The sequence below is a fragment of the Jeotgalibacillus salarius genome, assembly GCF_004405125.1.
GTDB classification, from domain to species: Bacteria; Bacillota; Bacilli; order Bacillales; family Jeotgalibacillaceae; genus Jeotgalibacillus; species Jeotgalibacillus salarius.
In genome coordinates this window covers 158,239-175,599 of sequence record NZ_SORX01000004.1, presented here as the reverse complement: position 1 = coordinate 175,599, position 17,361 = coordinate 158,239, and the positions used below count along the sequence as shown (strand labels likewise).

The 17,361-nt window shown below is 42.5% G+C and carries 22 protein-coding genes and 1 other annotated feature; of the genes, 8 read left to right on the top strand and 14 right to left on the bottom strand.

The window, feature by feature from the left end:
- Positions 1 to 50: 50 nt before the first annotated feature.
- Both E2626_RS08365 and E2626_RS08360 read left to right on the top strand, forming a co-directional pair.
- Complete coding sequence (locus E2626_RS08365; RefSeq protein WP_134381295.1) at positions 51 to 356, top strand: nucleotide pyrophosphohydrolase; 306 nt, start codon at positions 51 to 53, stop codon at positions 354 to 356.
- Positions 357 to 389: 33 nt separating this feature from the next.
- Positions 390 to 1,145 (top strand): alpha/beta hydrolase, encoded by a 756-nt coding sequence (locus tag E2626_RS08360; RefSeq protein WP_134381294.1) that lies wholly within the window; start codon positions 390 to 392, stop codon positions 1,143 to 1,145.
- A gap of 69 nt (positions 1,146 to 1,214) precedes the next feature.
- Here the strand turns inward: E2626_RS08360 and E2626_RS08355 are convergent, their stop codons facing one another.
- The gene (locus E2626_RS08355; protein WP_134381293.1) at positions 1,215 to 1,598 is read right to left on the bottom strand and encodes a VOC family protein; all 384 of its coding nucleotides are present in this window, start codon (positions 1,596 to 1,598) and stop codon (positions 1,215 to 1,217) included.
- A 101-nt stretch (positions 1,599 to 1,699) separates the two neighbouring features.
- Between E2626_RS08355 and E2626_RS08350 the strand changes: the two genes are divergently transcribed.
- Complete coding sequence (locus E2626_RS08350) at positions 1,700 to 2,152, top strand: MarR family winged helix-turn-helix transcriptional regulator (RefSeq protein ID WP_134381292.1); 453 nt, start codon at positions 1,700 to 1,702, stop codon at positions 2,150 to 2,152.
- A gap of 20 nt (positions 2,153 to 2,172) precedes the next feature.
- Entirely contained in the window at positions 2,173 to 2,691 is a 519-nt protein-coding gene (paiA, locus tag E2626_RS08345) for a spermidine/spermine N(1)-acetyltransferase (RefSeq protein ID WP_134381291.1), read from the top strand.
- 49 nt (positions 2,692 to 2,740) lie between these two features.
- Here paiA and E2626_RS08340 read toward each other — a convergent pair whose 3' ends face one another.
- From E2626_RS08340 to E2626_RS08325, 4 genes are all read right to left on the bottom strand, one after another.
- Positions 2,741 to 3,217: a hypothetical protein gene (locus tag E2626_RS08340; protein ID WP_134381290.1), complete on the bottom strand. Its 477-nt coding sequence runs from the start codon at positions 3,215 to 3,217 to the stop codon at positions 2,741 to 2,743.
- 218 nt (positions 3,218 to 3,435) lie between these two features.
- Positions 3,436 to 4,164 carry a potassium channel family protein gene (locus E2626_RS08335; protein WP_134381289.1) on the bottom strand — a complete coding sequence of 243 codons (729 nt, stop codon included), beginning with the start codon at positions 4,162 to 4,164 and terminating at the stop codon, positions 3,436 to 3,438.
- Positions 4,165 to 4,334: 170 nt separating this feature from the next.
- Complete coding sequence (locus tag E2626_RS08330; protein ID WP_134381288.1) at positions 4,335 to 4,730, bottom strand: VOC family protein; 396 nt, start codon at positions 4,728 to 4,730, stop codon at positions 4,335 to 4,337.
- Positions 4,731 to 5,079: 349 nt separating this feature from the next.
- On the bottom strand, positions 5,080 to 5,538 hold the full coding sequence (locus E2626_RS08325) for a DIP1984 family protein (RefSeq protein ID WP_134381287.1): 459 nt from the start codon (positions 5,536 to 5,538) through the stop codon (positions 5,080 to 5,082).
- 140 nt (positions 5,539 to 5,678) lie between these two features.
- On the opposite strand from E2626_RS08325, the gene E2626_RS08320 reads away from it, so the two are divergent.
- Together E2626_RS08320 and E2626_RS08315 are read left to right on the top strand one after the other, a co-directional pair.
- Positions 5,679 to 6,494: a GNAT family N-acetyltransferase gene (locus tag E2626_RS08320; RefSeq protein ID WP_134381286.1), complete on the top strand. Its 816-nt coding sequence runs from the start codon at positions 5,679 to 5,681 to the stop codon at positions 6,492 to 6,494.
- Between the two features lie 99 nt (positions 6,495 to 6,593).
- The gene (locus E2626_RS08315; RefSeq protein WP_134381285.1) at positions 6,594 to 6,896 is read left to right on the top strand and encodes a hypothetical protein; all 303 of its coding nucleotides are present in this window, start codon (positions 6,594 to 6,596) and stop codon (positions 6,894 to 6,896) included.
- A gap of 41 nt (positions 6,897 to 6,937) precedes the next feature.
- Here the strand turns inward: E2626_RS08315 and argS are convergent, their stop codons facing one another.
- The 8 genes from argS to E2626_RS08275 form a co-directional block, all read right to left on the bottom strand.
- On the bottom strand, positions 6,938 to 8,626 hold the full coding sequence (gene argS / locus E2626_RS08310; protein ID WP_134381284.1) for an arginine--tRNA ligase: 1,689 nt from the start codon (positions 8,624 to 8,626) through the stop codon (positions 6,938 to 6,940).
- A 47-nt stretch (positions 8,627 to 8,673) separates the two neighbouring features.
- Positions 8,674 to 8,887: a binding site (T-box leader), on the bottom strand.
- Between the two features lie 157 nt (positions 8,888 to 9,044).
- The gene (gene rbsB / locus E2626_RS08305) at positions 9,045 to 9,986 is read right to left on the bottom strand and encodes a ribose ABC transporter substrate-binding protein RbsB (RefSeq protein ID WP_134381283.1); all 942 of its coding nucleotides are present in this window, start codon (positions 9,984 to 9,986) and stop codon (positions 9,045 to 9,047) included.
- A 33-nt stretch (positions 9,987 to 10,019) separates the two neighbouring features.
- Positions 10,020 to 10,952, bottom strand: a complete 933-nt coding sequence (locus E2626_RS08300) for an ABC transporter permease subunit (RefSeq protein WP_134381282.1) — start codon at positions 10,950 to 10,952, stop codon at positions 10,020 to 10,022.
- A gap of 1 nt (position 10,953) precedes the next feature.
- Positions 10,954 to 12,423 carry a sugar ABC transporter ATP-binding protein gene (locus E2626_RS08295; RefSeq protein ID WP_134381496.1) on the bottom strand — a complete coding sequence of 490 codons (1,470 nt, stop codon included), beginning with the start codon at positions 12,421 to 12,423 and terminating at the stop codon, positions 10,954 to 10,956.
- 17 nt (positions 12,424 to 12,440) lie between these two features.
- The gene (gene rbsD, locus E2626_RS08290; protein WP_134381281.1) at positions 12,441 to 12,830 is read right to left on the bottom strand and encodes a D-ribose pyranase; all 390 of its coding nucleotides are present in this window, start codon (positions 12,828 to 12,830) and stop codon (positions 12,441 to 12,443) included.
- A complete protein-coding gene (gene rbsK, locus E2626_RS08285) occupies positions 12,823 to 13,692 on the bottom strand; it encodes a ribokinase (RefSeq protein ID WP_134381280.1) in 870 nt (289 codons plus the stop codon). Before rbsK ends, rbsD begins: the two co-directional genes overlap by 8 nt.
- An 11-nt stretch (positions 13,693 to 13,703) precedes the next feature.
- Complete coding sequence (locus E2626_RS08280) at positions 13,704 to 14,675, bottom strand: LacI family DNA-binding transcriptional regulator (protein ID WP_134381279.1); 972 nt, start codon at positions 14,673 to 14,675, stop codon at positions 13,704 to 13,706.
- 220 nt (positions 14,676 to 14,895) lie between these two features.
- The gene (locus tag E2626_RS08275) at positions 14,896 to 15,468 is read right to left on the bottom strand and encodes a hypothetical protein (RefSeq protein WP_134381278.1); all 573 of its coding nucleotides are present in this window, start codon (positions 15,466 to 15,468) and stop codon (positions 14,896 to 14,898) included.
- 181 nt (positions 15,469 to 15,649) lie between these two features.
- Between E2626_RS08275 and E2626_RS08270 the strand changes: the two genes are divergently transcribed.
- Positions 15,650 to 16,021 (top strand): VOC family protein, encoded by a 372-nt coding sequence (locus tag E2626_RS08270; RefSeq protein WP_134381277.1) that lies wholly within the window; start codon positions 15,650 to 15,652, stop codon positions 16,019 to 16,021.
- Between the two features lie 54 nt (positions 16,022 to 16,075).
- Positions 16,076 to 16,837, top strand: a complete 762-nt coding sequence (locus E2626_RS08265) for an MBL fold metallo-hydrolase (RefSeq protein ID WP_134381276.1) — start codon at positions 16,076 to 16,078, stop codon at positions 16,835 to 16,837.
- Positions 16,838 to 16,917: 80 nt separating this feature from the next.
- Here the strand turns inward: E2626_RS08265 and E2626_RS08260 are convergent, their stop codons facing one another.
- Entirely contained in the window at positions 16,918 to 17,283 is a 366-nt protein-coding gene (locus tag E2626_RS08260; protein WP_134381275.1) for a VOC family protein, read from the bottom strand.
- Positions 17,284 to 17,361: the final 78 nt, after the last annotated feature.

Sequence of the window (17,361 nt, the reverse complement as noted above, 5' to 3'; positions counted from 1 at the left end):
TTCACACGCCTATATGATAGTATGAAAAGAAAACAAAAGGACTGACAAAAGTGAATCAAATTGATGAAATCATTCAATCTATCAATGACTTCCGTGAAGAAAGAAATTGGGGTGCAGCCCACAACCCCAAGGACTTAGCCATCTCTTTGTCAATCGAGGCTTCTGAACTGTTAGAGGACTTTCAGTGGAAAAGCAGTGAGCAGGCGATTGAGCAAAACATCGACAATATAAAAGATGAGATTGCAGACGTGATGATCTATGCGCTTACCCTGAGCAGCGTGCTGGAGCTGGACGTTGAGGAGATTATAAGGGAAAAGATTAAGAAAAACGGAATCAAGTATCCGGTTAAGAAATAGCTTTATACATTTAAACAGACTGGAGCGATTTATATGCCTTTATTTGAAATCAACCTTTCTTCTACGGCACTTGGCATTCAGACAGCTTTGAACGTTGTCCTGCCAATCAGCGTTGACCAGAAAGCGTTATCAGAGGAACATACATATTCATATGGCAGTCGGAAATTTCCGGTGCTTTATCTGCTGCACGGTGCTTCAGATGATTATTCCTGCTGGATGCGCTGGTCGTCGATTGAAAGATATGCCAATGAAAAGGGAATTGTTGTAGTGATGCCGAGTGCAGACCTTAGCGCTTATACAAATATGAAGCATGGTCACGATTACTGGACATATATCAGTGAAGAGCTGCCTGCTTTTATTGAAGCGACGTTTCCTGTTTCCACTAAAAGAGAAGACACATTTGCAGCAGGGCTCTCAATGGGTGGATATGGTGCATTTAAGCTTGCACTGCTGAAGCCTGAGAAGTTTGCAGCGGCAGCTTCTCTTTCAGGTGCGCTTGATATGGCCGACCGCGTGCGGCAAGACAGGAAATTCGACAATGCTTTTGGTGATCATCCAGAGCTTGATGGGACAGAGAATGATTTGTTGCATTTAGTCAAAACGTCAGAGGATCAGCTGCCAAGACTGTTTCAGGCCTGCGGGACAGAAGATTTTCTTTATGAGGATAATCTTCGCTTTAAAAAGATTGCTGAAGAATACGGTTTGGATTTGACGTATGAAGAGGAGTTCGGGGATCACAATTGGGCTTACTGGGATATAAAGATTAAGCGTGTGCTTGAGTGGCTTTAAGAGGTATTCAATTAAACATTCTGAAAGCCCCTGTCCAAAAAGAACAGGGGCTCTAATCATTCATATAAATTAAGGTGCCACGATCTCAACCTTCATCCGGTCAGGATCTTCTACAAATACCGCGTAATAGTCCTCCCCGCCCGCAAAAGGATGCCGGTCTTCATATAATATCGGCACGCCTTTACTCCTTAATTTCTCAGTCAGCTCATCCACCTGGTTACGGGAATCTGCGTGAAACGCCAGGTGATTTAATCCTGTTCGTTTCCGGTGATAAGGAACGTCCAGATATGCTTCTTCCGTCTGCACAAACACCAGATACGTCCTGTCGTACTTCCAGCTCCTACCGCTCTCCCACTTTTGAAACGGTTCATAGCCCAGCTCCTCAAGCAGCCAGCCCCAAAAGTCGATGGATTTTTTCAAATCAGATACATAGAGTTCTACATGATGAATCATTCCTTCACTCCTTTAAATTTTTGTTGCAATTACAACAAAATATGATAGATTAGTTTTATGAGATTATATTGCATTTACAACAAAAAGAAAAGGAGCGAAAAATGAAAGATATTCTGAGGGAGATCGGTATGATTGCCAGAGCACTGGATTCAATTAGTAATATTGAGTTCAAAGCACATGATTTAACAAAAGGTCAATATTTATACCTTGTACGCATATGTGAGAATCCAGGCATCATTCAGGAAAAATTAGCTGAGATGATTAAGGTTGATCGCACTTCTGCCGCACGTGCAGTTGAAAAGCTTGAGAAGAATAATTTTATTGTAAAAGAAGCTGACCCGGATAATAAAAAAATCAGACGGATTTTCCCGACTGACAAAGGATCAGAGATTTATCCTTTTATTATAAAAGAACATGAATACTCGAATCAGATTGCATTACAGGGACTCTCTGATCAAGAGGCTGAGATACTTGCTGTAGCGCTGGAAAAAGTAAGAAATAATATTGAAAAAGACTGGGAGTCAGTTAAAAAAGGTCATAAACGTGTGTATTAACTGTAAAGGAGTGAAGATCAATGGACTTACAAATTAAAGCCTGCACTCTTAAAGATCTCTCAACACTAAAGACAGTCAGCTATGAAACATTTAATGATACTTTTAAAGATCAAAACAGTCCTGAAAACATGAAAGCCTATCTGGATAAAGCATTTACCCTGGAACAGTTAGAAGGTGAATTGAACAACCCTCTTTCTACCTTATTCTTTATATATGCAGATGGGGAGATTGCCGGCTATTTGAAGGTAAATATTGAAGATGCACAGTCTGAAGAAATGGGACCTGAATCGCTTGAAATTGAAAGGATTTATATCCGTAAAGACTGGCAAAAAAACGGACTGGGTAAATACCTGCTGAATCATGCGATAAAAACCGCTAAGGATCATGAGAAAACAATGATCTGGCTCGGTGTCTGGGAGAAAAATGAAGGAGCCATCTTTTTTTATAGAAGAATGGGATTTTTGGAAACAGGCGTCCACTCATTTTTCATGGGGGATGAGGAGCAGTTTGACCTCATTATGAAAAAACAACTGGTTTAGTTTTACGAAATAACAAAGGGTGGAAGGCCGGTTGCAGACCTTACACCCTTCATTTATGATCAATTCTTTTATGCGCTGTCATTCGTTCCCTCTGCGCCCTCAGTTCCCTGCTGATCATCATTTCCTCTCTCATGCCCTCAGTTCGAAGCTCATAGAAATGATCAACGGTTTTCTCAAATCCAATAGCAATTTCCTCAATCGACTCCTGAATTGTTTCATTCCTGATCGAAAGCCCATCCTTTTTAGCCTTTAGCACCTGCCTCATCAGAATCGTTTCAGAATACAGCAGATTTGCAAGCAGCTCTGCTCCATCCCTTGATCCGGAAATTTTCTGCACCTTTGATACAATCCGCGCGGCCCTGATCATCGTCAAAAAATGCGGCTCAATCGGCTGTTTCTGCTTCTGCGCTTTTTTAATCTTTTTTTCATTTATATTTGCAAGTAATAATCCGTGAAATTCATATAAAGTGTTGATAAAGTCGTTGCGGAATTTTCTTTGTTTGAAATAGGAAATTAGACTTTTCATGTGTTGGCTCCTTTGCTGGCGAAATCATTGTGTCCATTATATCAGGTATGGACTGGGAGTTAATGGTGTGATGGACCAGGCCCAATTCCTTTGAACCTTTTACACTTCTGTACGGTCTCTAAATTTAATGATAATGATGAAATTTAGGCATCATCTAGCATGTTTATACTGAAAGGATATTCTTAACACTAAGTAATAAAAACTTAACCTGCTTAAGGTTAAGTTTTTTGGTTAACAGCATATCTAATTCTTTTTCTTTCCAAATGGTTTCTGATCAACTCTGCATCTTCTTCTTTTAAATCATCTGTCTCTTCAATTAACTTTATAATCTCAAAAACTCTGTCTTCAGTTGGTTTATTGGAATTGTTTTCGCTAGAAAAATAACTTGTGATTGAAGAAGTTAAAGCTCCTATAATACCTATACCAGTCAACATTAAAACAACAGCTAAAAGTCTGCCGATTGGGGTTTCAGGAGAAATGTCCCCATAACCTACTGTAGTAGTTGTAACGATCGCCCACCAAAGTGCGTCCTGGAAAGTGTTGATTGATGGCTCAAAAATAATAATTGGAATTGGAATGATAAATAACAAAACGATTGCCATTATTATTACGCGGTCCAAACCATTAGTCTTTAATAATCCATAGAATGGTTTAAAGAAATGGGCACCAATACTCAAAAGCCTTATTATACGAAAGATCCTTACTATTCTTGCCGCTTTAAACAAAGCATCAAAAGGGATAATCGCTATCAATTCTAATGGATGTTTTTTAACGTAATGCCATTTATTTTTCGAACGAAAAAATTTAAAGAAATAATCGATCACGAAAACAACCCAAATAATTCGGTCGTAAAATATGTATGACTCTTCACCATTGAATATCAAAAATATCGAAATGAGAACGAGTAGAAACATAAATAATTCATAAAGTATATAAGCTTTTCTCATTGATATTACCTCTCAGGATTATATGACATACACTTAATTATATAAAAATATGGAAAAATAAACAGGTGGTAACACGAAAACTTTTTCTCATCTATACTCATACTCAAAATTACTGTTTATTAAAATAAATCAGGGACCATCTTTGATTGCTCAAAGACAGTCCCCTCATTTTATTTCGCCTGCTCGTCAGGCTGGTGAACACCAAAAATATTGCCTTCAGTATCTTTATAATAACCCTGCCAGGCCATTCCCGGAAGGGCGTGCTTAGCAAGAGCGACTGTGCCGCCGTTATCAAGTATTTTTTGCTCTGTGGTATCAAAATCCGCTACGCCCATTGTGCACGAAAATCCGTTTACCGGTTGAGTTGGTTCCGGTGCAGGACCCTGCCGCTGCATGAGTGCACCATTTACCCCCGGTTCACTATCATCGCCAGTGACAGCGCCAAAGTAAGGCATGCCCGCAAACTCACTCCAGTCCTGATACGTCCAGCCAAAAACTTCTCCGTAAAACTTCTTCGCTCTTTCCATGTCCTCAACGTGAATTTCAAAATGTACAAGTCTTCCCATCCCTATACCCCCAGTGTGAATTGTTTGATTTTTCAGCAAACGATCATACTTTCTAATCATAACTGATGGGCAGATATGTGCCAAGCGCTAAAAAAAGTCTTTTTAACATAAAAAAACTCCCGACTTATGCCGGAAGTTTAATGCCCCATACCCACCCTCACGATATGAAAATCAGTACCTGGTAGTTATTTGTAACATGTGAAATGTCATCATGTGATTTGTACTGGGCTTAACTTGTAAGTCAGGACTCGAACCATTAGGGCTGCCCCTGAACCCGTACCATTATAATAGCTTCCAATTTCCCCATTGGTGGGTTGGTACTCGCCTTTTCAATCGCTACCTGCTTACGCTATTCGATTACGTTTGTCAGCCAGTTTAATTCCTGAATTTTTGTATCAAGCTGTCTGTATTGCTGAGAAAGTTCATCTACCCGCTTCTGGGTTTCTTTCACATTAACCGTGGATACAGATTTGATCTCAGTACGTGAATACCGGTCATGACGCACCGCAGCCTGCTCAGCAAGCTCACTGTAAATACGACGCTCCTGACCAATTAGCTCACGCTCTGTTAACACATCCGCCAGTGAACGTTTATCGTCAAAGGGTGTCTTTAGATTGGTCCGGTTGATGTCCTGTATCAGCGTTTTCAGCTGACTTAGAATCTGCTCAAGCTCTTTTTGCAGCTCTTTCGGATCTTCATTCGGCTCCTCACCCTCCTGAACTCTTGCATTTTGAACAAGACGGTGTCTTAATTGCTCAATTCGCTTTTGATAATCTGCACGCGTAATCAGTGCTTCTGCCAGTTTCATTGGAACCTCTCCTTCAGCATCGATCATGTATTACCTTATTTTAGCATTAATTCGATTATCTTTACAAAAACACACCACCAATAATGAAATTATTATAAAATAAATTGATACAATACCTACTAAAGAAAAGAAGTGATCTAATGTCAGAAACACTTAAAAAAATCACTGCCCTCAAAAAATTATGTGAGCAATACGACCAGGTCCAGCTAAAGCTCAATGAAAATACGATTGAAAGCGGACATGGTGTAAAGATTTTTCAACATATTAAAGATGACCAGCTGATCGGCTACCTTGGCGTATACGATTTTGGTGCCACTGCCGAAGTTTGCGGGATGGTTCACCCTGATTTCAGAAGGCAGGGGATTTTCACAGCACTTTTTAAAGAAGCGCTCGTGTTCATGAATGAAGCAGGATACCAGACTGTTTTAATGAATTCACCCGCCTCATCAAGTTCAGGAAAAACGTTTATTCAAAAGACTGGTGCTATCTACAAAATGACGGAATACCAGATGAAATGGAATCACAATGATGTGCCTGCCCCTTCTGAAGAGCTCACTCTGCGCAAAGCAAAGCCAGCGGACCGGGCATTCCAGATTGACCTGGACGCTGCCGGGTTTTCAATCCCACGTGAAGAAGTAGAGCAGTTTTTTGATGCAGAAGCTGAAGACGAAACGACAACTTCTTATATCATTAATTGGGAAGATCAATCTGCCGGTAAGCTTAGAGTTCACTTGATGAACAATCAGTATTGGATTTACGGGTTTGTTGTATCTGAAGAATTAAGAGGAAAAGGGATTGGCAGGAATGCACTTTTGAGCGTGCTTCATCAGCTGCAGGGGCATGGACGTGAAGTTCATCTTGAGGTAGAAGTCGAGAACAGAGGACCATTGAAGCTTTATGAATCGTGCGGGTTTGAGGCTTATCATGCTCAGGACTATTATACTTACACACGATAAGCAATCATACTTTCTTATAAATTCTTGCCTTTTTCCAAGTTTAACCTTTTATCAAATGAGAAATACACACAGTAAGAAGGTTAAAAGAGGAGGGCTACAATGAGAAAAATGATGTTGGCAGTCATGTCCAGCTTAGTAGTGTTAGCAGGCTGTAACGCAACCGTCGGTGAGGGGAATCTGGATGCTTTTCCTGAGTTCGAGAATCTGGATAGACATGTAGACGTAGAAAGCTTTGAGACCGAAATTGACAAGGATGATCCGGAGGAACGTGTGATTCTTTTGAAAGAAGATGGTGGTGAAGTTCAATATAAAAGTATTTTTGTAAAAGACACCGACCGTCATAAGATTGTTCAGACAGGTGGAGAGAATTTGTTTAACGATGTAATTGAGACGGAAGAGTAAGTGTGGGGACGGAACCTGGTTGGCTCCGTCCTTACTTTCGTCTACATCTCCTCAGGCGCCTCAACCCCAAGCAAATGCAAACCTTCCTTCAACACAACCTGAACAGCGTGCACAAGAGACAGTTTTGTCTGTCTTCCTTCGACAGCATCCAGAATCCGCACGTTACCGTAATACTGATTAAACGTTTTTGCCAGATCAAGTACATATTTGGCTACCTGAGAAGGATCGTTCCCTTCAAAAGCACGCTTAACTGCATCCGGGAAATCCATCAGAGACTTGACCACAGGCCACGATTGAACATCAGAAAACGACAATTGATCAACATTCTCGTGATACGATCCTTTTCTCAAAATAGAGGATGCCCGGGCATGCGTATATTGGACATAAGGCCCCGTCTCTCCTTCAAATTTCAGCATTGTATCAAGCGAGAACTCCACATCATTTAAACGATGATTTTTTAAATCATGAAAAATCACAGCGCCTGTTCCCACTTGATAAGCAACCTGCTCCTTTTCAGCAAGAGATGGATTCTTATCCGCTATATTTTGCCGCGCCAGACTCACTGCTTCCTTCAGTACTTCCTCAAGCAGCACAACTTTCCCCTTTCGCGTAGACATCTTCCTGCCATCCTTCAGCATCATGCCAAACGGAACATGCTTCAGCCCCCGGCTCCATTCATAGCCCATCTTTTCAAGCACATCAAACAGCTGTTTAAAATGCAGCGTCTGCTCATTGCCGACGACATATAGTGACCGCTCAGACCCGTAAGTCTCGTGACGGTAGAGCGCCGCTGCCAGATCACGTGTCGCATAAAGTGTCGTGCCATCCTTCTTTTTAATCAGACATGGCGGCATCCCTTCAACCGTCTCCACCACAAGCGCACCATCAGATTCCTTCAGAAGCTGTTTCTTCTCAAGCAGTTGAACAACCCGCTCCATTTTGTCATTATAAAATGCTTCCCCCTGCGTTGAATCAAACGAGACGCCTAGCAGCTCATAAATACTGTTAAACTTTTTAAGCGACTCATCCCTGAACCATTCCCATAAATCGCGCGCTTCCTGATCGCCGTCTTCAAGCCGCTTAAACCACAGCCGCCCCTCATCAATCAGAGACTCATCATGCTCCGCTTCATCATGAAATTTCACATAAAGTGTCAGCAGCTCCTTAATCGGGTTTTCACGGATCTTCTCTTCATCTCCCCAAAGCTTGTAAGCCGCAATCAGCTTCCCAAATTGTGTACCCCAGTCCCCAAGATGATTAATCCGTACAACCTCAAAGCCGTTTTTTTCAGAAATCCGCGCAAGTGAATGTCCAATGACAGTCGAACGCAGGTGCCCCATGGAAAAAGGCTTTGCGATATTTGGTGAGGAGAAATCGATTGTGATGACTTCTCCGTTACCATGATCCTGCTTGCCGTAATGCGCTTTGCTTTGAATCACATCTGCAACCACTGAAGCCGACACTTCCTCCTGAGCTAAAAAGACATTCACATAACCACTGACCGCTTGCACTTTTTCAAAAAGAGGCGGCATTTCAAGCTGTTCAGCCAGTTCAAGTGCAATCTGGTTAGGTGCCTTCCGAAAAATCTTAGCCAGCTCAAAACATGGAAATGCAAAATCACCCATCTCACTATGTTTTGGTTTTTCAATCAGCTTGAAGATCTTTTCCAGATCCAGCTCATCCTTCAATTCCTTGTACAACACTTCTGCAAATAATAATTGATATTCCATCAAATCCCTCCTCAAAATAAAAAACGCCCGTCTCTTCTCCATACAGGAAAAGAGACGGGCGTCAGATTCGTCCGCGGTACCACTCTCATTGTTTTCACAACCACTCAAAATTGATAACGGGGTTCTCCCCGGCAGTTCCTACTCATGTTTCAGACCTGCATCTCCAAAGTGCGCTTCACTCCCTGCTTCACAACCGGGCTCCCACCACCCCCGGCTCGCTTCACATTCACAGCAAGCTACTCTCTTTGTCATTGACGTTTGTTTTTACCTATTATAGCCATTAGGTAGAGAAATACAATAGCTAATTCTGAGATTAATCAATGAATACTGAAAAAATAACCACATTGATCAAAGTAACCTCCGCCCAACTGTATCGCAAAAACCCCTCACACCCAAAAAGATGTAAGGGGCCAAAATATTACTGTGTCACAAGCTCAAGCTCAACCGGAACAAACTCTTCCACTGATTCGCCATCAAGCACAGCCTGTGCTGTATCAATCGCACTTACACCGATTTCATCCGGTTTCTGCGCTACTGTTGCTGCCATTGTTCCTTCTTCTACTGCTGCTACTGCATCATTCGTTGCGTCAAAGCCGACAACCATCACATCTGACATACCTGCTGCTTCAAGTGCTTCTACAGCACCAAGTGCCATTTCATCATTGTGGGCAAATACTGCATCAAATTCTGCACCGCTCTGAATGATGTTTTCCATTACAGAAAGTCCTTCTGCACGGTCAAAGTTTGCTGTCTGGTTCGCGACTACTTCAATATCACTTTCACTAATCACTTCATTGAATCCTTCTCCACGCTCACGAGCTGCTGAAGATCCTGAAATCCCTTCAAGTTCTACAACATTGCCTGATCCACCAAGCTCTTCAATAATAAAGTCGCCGGCAAGACGTCCGCCTTCAACGTTATCAGATGCGATATGTGTGACAACTTCTCCGCCTTCAGCACTTCTATCTACTGTAATAACCGGAATATCTGAGCTGTTTGCTGATTCGATTGCAGAAGCAATTGCTGCAGAATCAGTTGGGTTCACAAGAATTAAGTCTACTCCCTGTTGAATCAAATCTTCAATATCACTGATCTGTTTTGCAGGGTCATCCTGGGCATCGACCACTGTAATATCCATACCAGCTTCTTCAGCCTGCGCCTCAGCACCTTCTGCCAATGTCACAAAGAACGGGTTATTTAGAGTGGAAATAGAGAAACCAATTGTGCCAGCCTCTTCACTGCCGCCGTTACCTTCATCACTACCTGACTCTTCACTTTCAGATCCTGGAGAATCTAGAGAACATGCAGCTAAAACCAGTGACATCATCAGCATCAACGTTAAAAATAATCTTTTCTTCATTTTCGAACACTCCTTTTAAATTAGTTTTTATAATTAAGCAGCTTTCTTCCGATCCAGCAGAACTGCCAGCAGAATCACGCCGCCTTTTACCACCTGTTGATAAAAAGAAGATACGTTCATTAAATTTAATCCGTTATTCAGCACTCCAATAATAAGCGCACCGATTAACGTTCCAACAATCCATCCGCGTCCGCCTGTCAGGCTTGTGCCGCCTAATACAACGGCTGCGATCGCATCAAGCTCATATGCAGTACCGGCAGTTGGCTGAGCTGAGTTCAGACGTGATGTGAGGATAATTCCTGCAAGCACACTCAGCATACCTGTTAATGTGTAGACACCAATTTTAATTCGATCCACATTTAACCCGGCAAGTCTCGAAGCCTCTTCATTACCACCGACTGAATAGACACCACGTCCAAACGTCGTCTTCTTCAGGATGAACCACAATACACCGAATGCTAAAAACATTGTAACGACCGGGAATGGAATGCCTAAGATATATCCTTTACCAATCATCTGAAAAGAAAATGCATCTGAAAGTCCCGTTACAGGACGACCTTCTGTATACACCAGTGTCAAACCACGGTAAATCGTCATCGTCGCCAGTGTCGCAATAAACGGTGCAACCTTACCTTTCGTAATAATGAGGCCGTTGAACGCCCCCATTGCTGCACCAATCAGTAAACCAATTAAAATTGCCAGAATCGGATCGAACCCTGATGTCATTGCACCAGCAGTCAGTGCTGCACCAAGTGCCAGCATTGAGCCGACTGACAGATCAATTCCGCCTGTTAAAATAACGAATGTCATACCAAATGCAATTAATGCGTTAATCGATACCTGTCGTAAAATATTCAGGATGTTATTGAGATCAAGAAAATTCGGACTCACAATAGATAGCACGACAACGATTAGTAACAATCCAAGGAAAGGACCGATTTTTTGGATAATACCTGAGTTTTTCAATTTACTCTCCTCCTGTTGCTGCTGTCATAATTTTCTCCTGATCCGCATCAGCCCGGTTCATGATGGCAGTCACTTTACCTTCATGCATCACGAGGATCCGGTCTGACATACCGAGGATTTCAGGAAGCTCTGATGACACCATAATGATGGACACACCTCTTGCAGTCAGATCATTCATAATTTGATAAATCTCTTTCTTCGCCCCGACATCAACGCCCCTTGTCGGTTCATCAAGAATCAGTACGGAAGGATTTGTCGCAAGCCATTTCCCAATGACGATCTTCTGTTGATTCCCTCCACTGAGCGACTTCGCTTCCTGCTCCGGCCCTGATGTCTTGATTCTCAGCCGTTCGATCAGTTCAACAGCTGTTGCCTGTTCTTTTTTTGAGTTCATCAGGCTCCATTTAGAAATGTTGTTGAACTGAGCAGTTGAAAGATTTTCTCTGACTGTCTGGTTCAGGATCAGCCCTTCTCCTTTTCTGTCTTCAGTGACAAATGCCATCCCTGCTCGAATCGACTTTTTGGGTGTTGGCTTTTTGAGTGTTTTCCCTTCAATCTGAATCACACCTGAACTTTTATCTGCCCCGAACAGCGCTCTCATCAGCTCTGTTCTGCCTGCGCCCATCAGTCCGGCAACGCCAAGAATCTCTCCTTCTTTTAAATCAAATGATGCGGATTTTACTCCAGTGGATGAAGACAGTTTTTCAACCGTCAGCCTCACTTTGCCCGGTGTCACCTTTCTTTCAGGAAACTGTTCACCAAGCTCGCGTCCAACCATCATTTTTACAACTTCCTGAAAGTTGGTTTCTTTGATCACTCTTGTACCAACTGAAGCACCATCTCTCAGTACAGTAATCCGGTCGCACATACTGAAGATCTCTTCCATCCGGTGAGAAATATAAACGATCGCTACATTTTTCTTTTTCAGCCCATTCATTACATTGAACAGTACATCAATTTCCTTTTTCGTCAGTGCCGCTGTGGGCTCATCCATAATCAGTACTTCACTGTTAGCAGAAACCGCTCTGGCAATTTCGATCATCTGCTGCTGTCCGACGGAGCATTCAGCAGCAGACTTTTTCGGATCCAGCTTGATGCCAAGCTCCATCAGCCACGCTTTTGCTTCTTCGTTCATTTCTTTATTTTTTAGAATGCCTGTCTTACCGGCCGTTTTTTCTTTTCCTAAGAAGAAGTTTTCGGCAACTGTCAGCTCAGGAATGATATTCAGCTCCTGATGAATCACACTGATACCGGCTTTTTCAGCTTCTTTTGGGCTTTTAAATGTGGTTGTCTTACCTTTATAGATGATTTCTCCCTGGTCCTTTGCATGTATGCCAGTGAGGATTTTCATCAGCGTTGACTTCCCGGCCCCATTTTCACCCATCAGTGCATGAATCTCGCCAGGCTTTAAGTCGAAGGATACGCCGGTGAGCACCTGAACCTGTCCAAAAGATTTGTGAATGTCCGTCATTTCAATGATTGGCTTACTCAAAAGATCACCCCCGCGTGCAGTATAATGTTTGCATATGGCGTATGTTCTCCTGTCCGGATGACTGCTTTGGCTGTAGATGTCTGCTGCTTGAATTGTTCATGTGACACTTTCTCAATTAAATTGAATTGTTCAGTCACCAGACTGCTGAACGTTTGATTTTGTGTGTCTGCTTCTTCTGCAACTGTTACTGACTCTACTTCCATCTCGTTGATAACCGCTTTTAAAACTGTTTCTATGTCCGGAATGCCAAGCGTGAGGGACAGATCAATTTTTTTCACATGATCCGGAATCGGAAGCCCGCAGTCTGCAATGACAACTGTATCGGTGTGACCAAGGTCAGCGAACACCTTCGTAATTTCACTGTTTAAAAAATGGCTTTTACGCATGACCTTCTCCTCCTTCAAGCTGTTGAAGAGTGGGCATTGCGCTTTGTGCGCCAAGTGCTGTAATCGACATGCTGGCTGCTTTAACAGCTTTTTCAACAGCCGTTCTTAACTCAAACCCCTGATCCAGAAAGGCTGCGAGCGCTCCGTTAAACGTATCGCCTGCTCCTGTCGTATCAATCGGTGTTACCTTTGGCGCCGGTACGAGAACTTCCTCACCATTTTCGAAAAAGCTTGCCCCTTCACTTCCCCGTGTCACGATCAGTTTTTCTCTGTAGGCTTCATTAAAGGTGCTGTCCTTCTTAAGTGCAGCCGCCTCATGTTCGTTCGGCGTCACATAGTCTGCCAGCTCCCACCACTCAGCAGGGAGCGGCTTGAAAGGTGCAGGATTTAAAATCACGATACTTCCATTTGCTTTCGCTGCCTGCATTGCTTCTTCAACCGCTTCATCCGGAATCTCCAGCTGAACGAGCAGGACACCTTTTTTCATTTGGTCGAGCGTTTCTTTCATATAAGCGCGATCAACGTTTCCATTTGCCCCTGCAACAACAATAATCTGATTATCCTGTTCAGCCACAACAATTGATGCGGTCCCAGTCGGCAAATGTGTAACCGGTTTCACATTGGACACATCAACTGCTTCCTTCTTTAAATGCTCAAGATAACTCTCGCCATAAAGGTCATTTCCAACCTTACCGACCATTTTCACTTTTCCTCCAAGCCTTGCTGCTGCAACTGCCTGGTTTGCCCCTTTCCCACCAAAAACGGTGGAGAAACCGGTACCTAAAATGGTCTCTCCCGGAAGAGGAAATCTCTCTGCTTCAGTGACAAGGTCTATATTCAAACTGCCTGCTACTGTAATCATGCGATCACTCCTTATTTCGTTGACTGTCTGACTGTAAGTTCTGCATTCAGCCTGACATGCTCCGGCGCAAGTCCTGGATTTTCAAGCCGCTTCAGCAGCATCTCAGCTGCTTTCTTACCTATCTGATAAATCGGCTGCTGCATCGTTGTAAGCTCCGGTGTAACAGCTGTACCCCATTCCACACCGTCAAAGCCCATCACTGAAAGCTCTTTTGGTACGTCTATTCCAAGCTTGGCAGCGGCCTTTAAAGCACCAATTGCCATGACATCGTTACCTGCAAATATTGCATCTATATGTTGGTATTTAGTTAACAACTGCATCGTATTCAGCATCCCGCTTTGAAGCTCATAAGACCCTTCCTGAATGATTTCTTCAAGACCATTTTTCCTGGTAAAGTCTTTATATGCTCTGAGCCTCTCATTTGAAGTAAATACATGTGAAGGACCTGCCAGATGAGCGATTCTCTTGCAGCCTCTTTCAACCAGAAATTCAAGTGCTTTCAAACTACTTTCATAGTTATCAATCGTGACAGAAGCGATTCTGTCATCTATATGGCGATCAAGTGCGATGACTGGCGTAGTAAGCCGTTCAAGGTGCTCCCACTTAAGTGTGTTAGAAACAACGATGACACCATCAATGTACTTTGACGTCATCCCTTTCAGATAATCAAGCTCATGCTGAATATTTTCATCGCTGTTAAATAGGATGGTTGTATACCCTTTTGGATACATCACATCTTCAACCGCCCTGACCAGCTGAGGAAAGAAAGGGTTAGTAATATCCGGAATCAAAAGTCCAATCGTATTGGAAGATTTCTTGAAAAGACTCCTTGCCACACTGTTCGGATTATATTGAAGTTCTTCAATTGCCTTCAATACAGACTTACGCGTGTCTTCATGCACATATCCCTTATCATTCAACACTCTTGAAACGGTCGCCACTGATACACCTGCATGCTGAGCTACCTGCTTAATCGTTGCCATTTCACCACACCTTGCAATTAATGTAATCGGTTACATATTTTAGTTTTAGAAAACCGGTTACTTTTTTAAGGATCTTATGTAACCGGTTACACGTATTCTATAATGGGTTAAGAAGCGTGTCAAGAGGAGAAATTATTTCCATTTTATAAAATTTAACTCTCATTCCGGACACCCGTGACGGAGTTTGCACAACCTATTGTGAACGCTGTCCTAAAAATATTTACGAAAAATTCCGATTTGAAATAACCCTCATCACTTCACAAAACGCCTCCCATTCATCCGGAAACAGGTTACTGCCAGACTTGTGAATATTCCTGCCTTCCCTGACTACCTCCACGCCCCAGCTCGTGCCATCAAGCACTCCAGGCATCGCATAATTTGCCCGCCAGTTGAGCAAGGCTGTCATTTTCAATTTTTCGATGAGGTCGCTTAATTCAGCCTTACTGATGCTCTTCTCGACTACTTCCTCTTGCCCAGACCCTGAATGCTTCCAAATGACTTTGTAGGAATCAAAGTCAATTTCGACTTCATAAAAACCATCAAAGAAGCCACCAACAGAAGCTTTTAACCCTTTAATCCGTTTATATGAAGCCTCTATCGCCTGCTCTTTTGTCCATTCGTGACCACACTTTTTACAGTGATAAACGGGAGCGTCAGGTAAAACAACGCATCCTCCCAGCTTAATTAAACCCTCATCAGCCTTCAGAACAGTTTCATATGTCGGCTCACCGTACGAAATATTAATTGTTTTCTTTGCTCTGCATGAAGGGCATTGTCTAACGTTGATCGCCATTTAGATCAGTCCTTTTCATTTTATAAGGGGTGAAGCGATCGCTTGAATTTGCACTCAGCATGATCTCATTTTCCGTTCATGATGCTAATCTTATTATGCCAGAATTCATGCAGGATTCCTCAAGGCCAAAGTTGAATTACTAAAGTAGAATCTAAACCCAAAATGAATTGGAGGCAATCATATGAAACTAGGCGCTTTTTCAATCAGTTTAAATGTAAAAGATATTCATGTCTCAAAAGCCTTTTACGAAAAGTTAGGCTTTGAAACATTTGGCGGCGATATTGATCAGAACTGGCTGATTTTAAAGAATGGAGAAACAGTGATTGGATTGTTTCAGGGAATGTTCGAAAAAAACCTATTAACATTTAATCCTGGATGGGATCAGGATGCGCAGGAAATTGAATCATTTACAGATGTGCGTGAGCTTCAGCAAAAACTGAAAGCTGCTGGTGTTCCGTTAATAAGCGAAGCAGATGAAACCGGTTCCGGACCCGCGAGTATTACGCTTGAAGATCCGGATGGCAATCCGATTTTAATTGATCAGCACCGGTAATCTTTTGTTTCAAGTCATAAAGATAACCTTTTAAAAAACAGGAGCTGATTCGTAATGAAAATACAATTAATCCGAAATGCTACACTCGTTGTCCACTATGCAGGTCAAAAGTTTCTCGTTGATCCGTTTCTAGCTGAAAAGGGTGCTTATCCACCCCTTCAAAACGCGGCGAGGCAGGATCAGAACAATCCGCTTGTTGAATTGCCGGTGTCATTAAATGAATTGATTCAGGATGTGAATGCGGTGATTTTAACACACCTGCACCTTGATCACTACGATGATGCGGCAAAAGAAGCATTACCTAAAGACATCAAGATATTTGTTCAAAATGATGAAGATGCAATGAAAGTAATGGAAGACGGTTTTGAAAATGTTGAAGTACTGACAGAGAAAACTGTTTTTAAAGGAACTGAGCTGATCAAAACGGCCGGCGAGCACGGAAGAGGCGAAATCCTGAAGATACTTGGACTCGTTTCAGGTGTCGTTTTTAAACACGAAAATGAAAAAACACTATATGTGGCCGGTGATACGGTCTGGTATGAAGGTGTTGAAAATGAAATCAGCCAGCATGAGCCAGATATCATCGTGGTAAATGCCGGTGATAATCAATTCCTTGAAGGCGGTTCACTCGTGATGGGAAAAGAAGATGTATATGAAACTGCTAAAGCTGCGCCAAAAGCTGAAATTATGGCAGTTCATATGGAAGCGGTCAACCATTGGGCGTTATCACGTGAGGATCTGAGGGTTTTTGCTGAGGAAAAAAGTTTTGCAGGACAGTTGCATGTTCCTGAGGACGGGGAATCTTACTCATTTTAACACTCGCTTCCCGCGCATCATGCTATAAGTGATGCACGGGAAGTTCTTTTTTATAATAGTGTGCAGATTTTATAACTTTCTTACACCCGCACTTCACTCATCAATGCGTGCGTATTTCCCTCAGTATCATTAAAAAACGTCATCCACGTCTCTGTTTGTTCCATCTTTGCCACCACATGCGGCTGATCAAGAAATGAAACACCCTTGTCTTCGAATTGCTGATAGGCTTCTTCAATATCCGGCACATTAAAATAGATAACAGAGCCAGGATGATCAAAAGCTTCATTTTCAGGAAGCGTTAACATGATACGAATTCCTTCGCACTCAAAAAATGCCATGTTTTCAGTTTCAAACAATTGCTGCAGTCCGAGCCTTTCACGGTAGAATAATGTTGCACGCTTCACATCTTTGACTGGCACACCAATTTGTCCTATTTGTTGAATCATCTTCATTTCCCCTCCCTGTTCCCCAATGAATTGTAAGATAGCTGAGTTTAAGCTACACTTATTTTACCTTACAAAAAA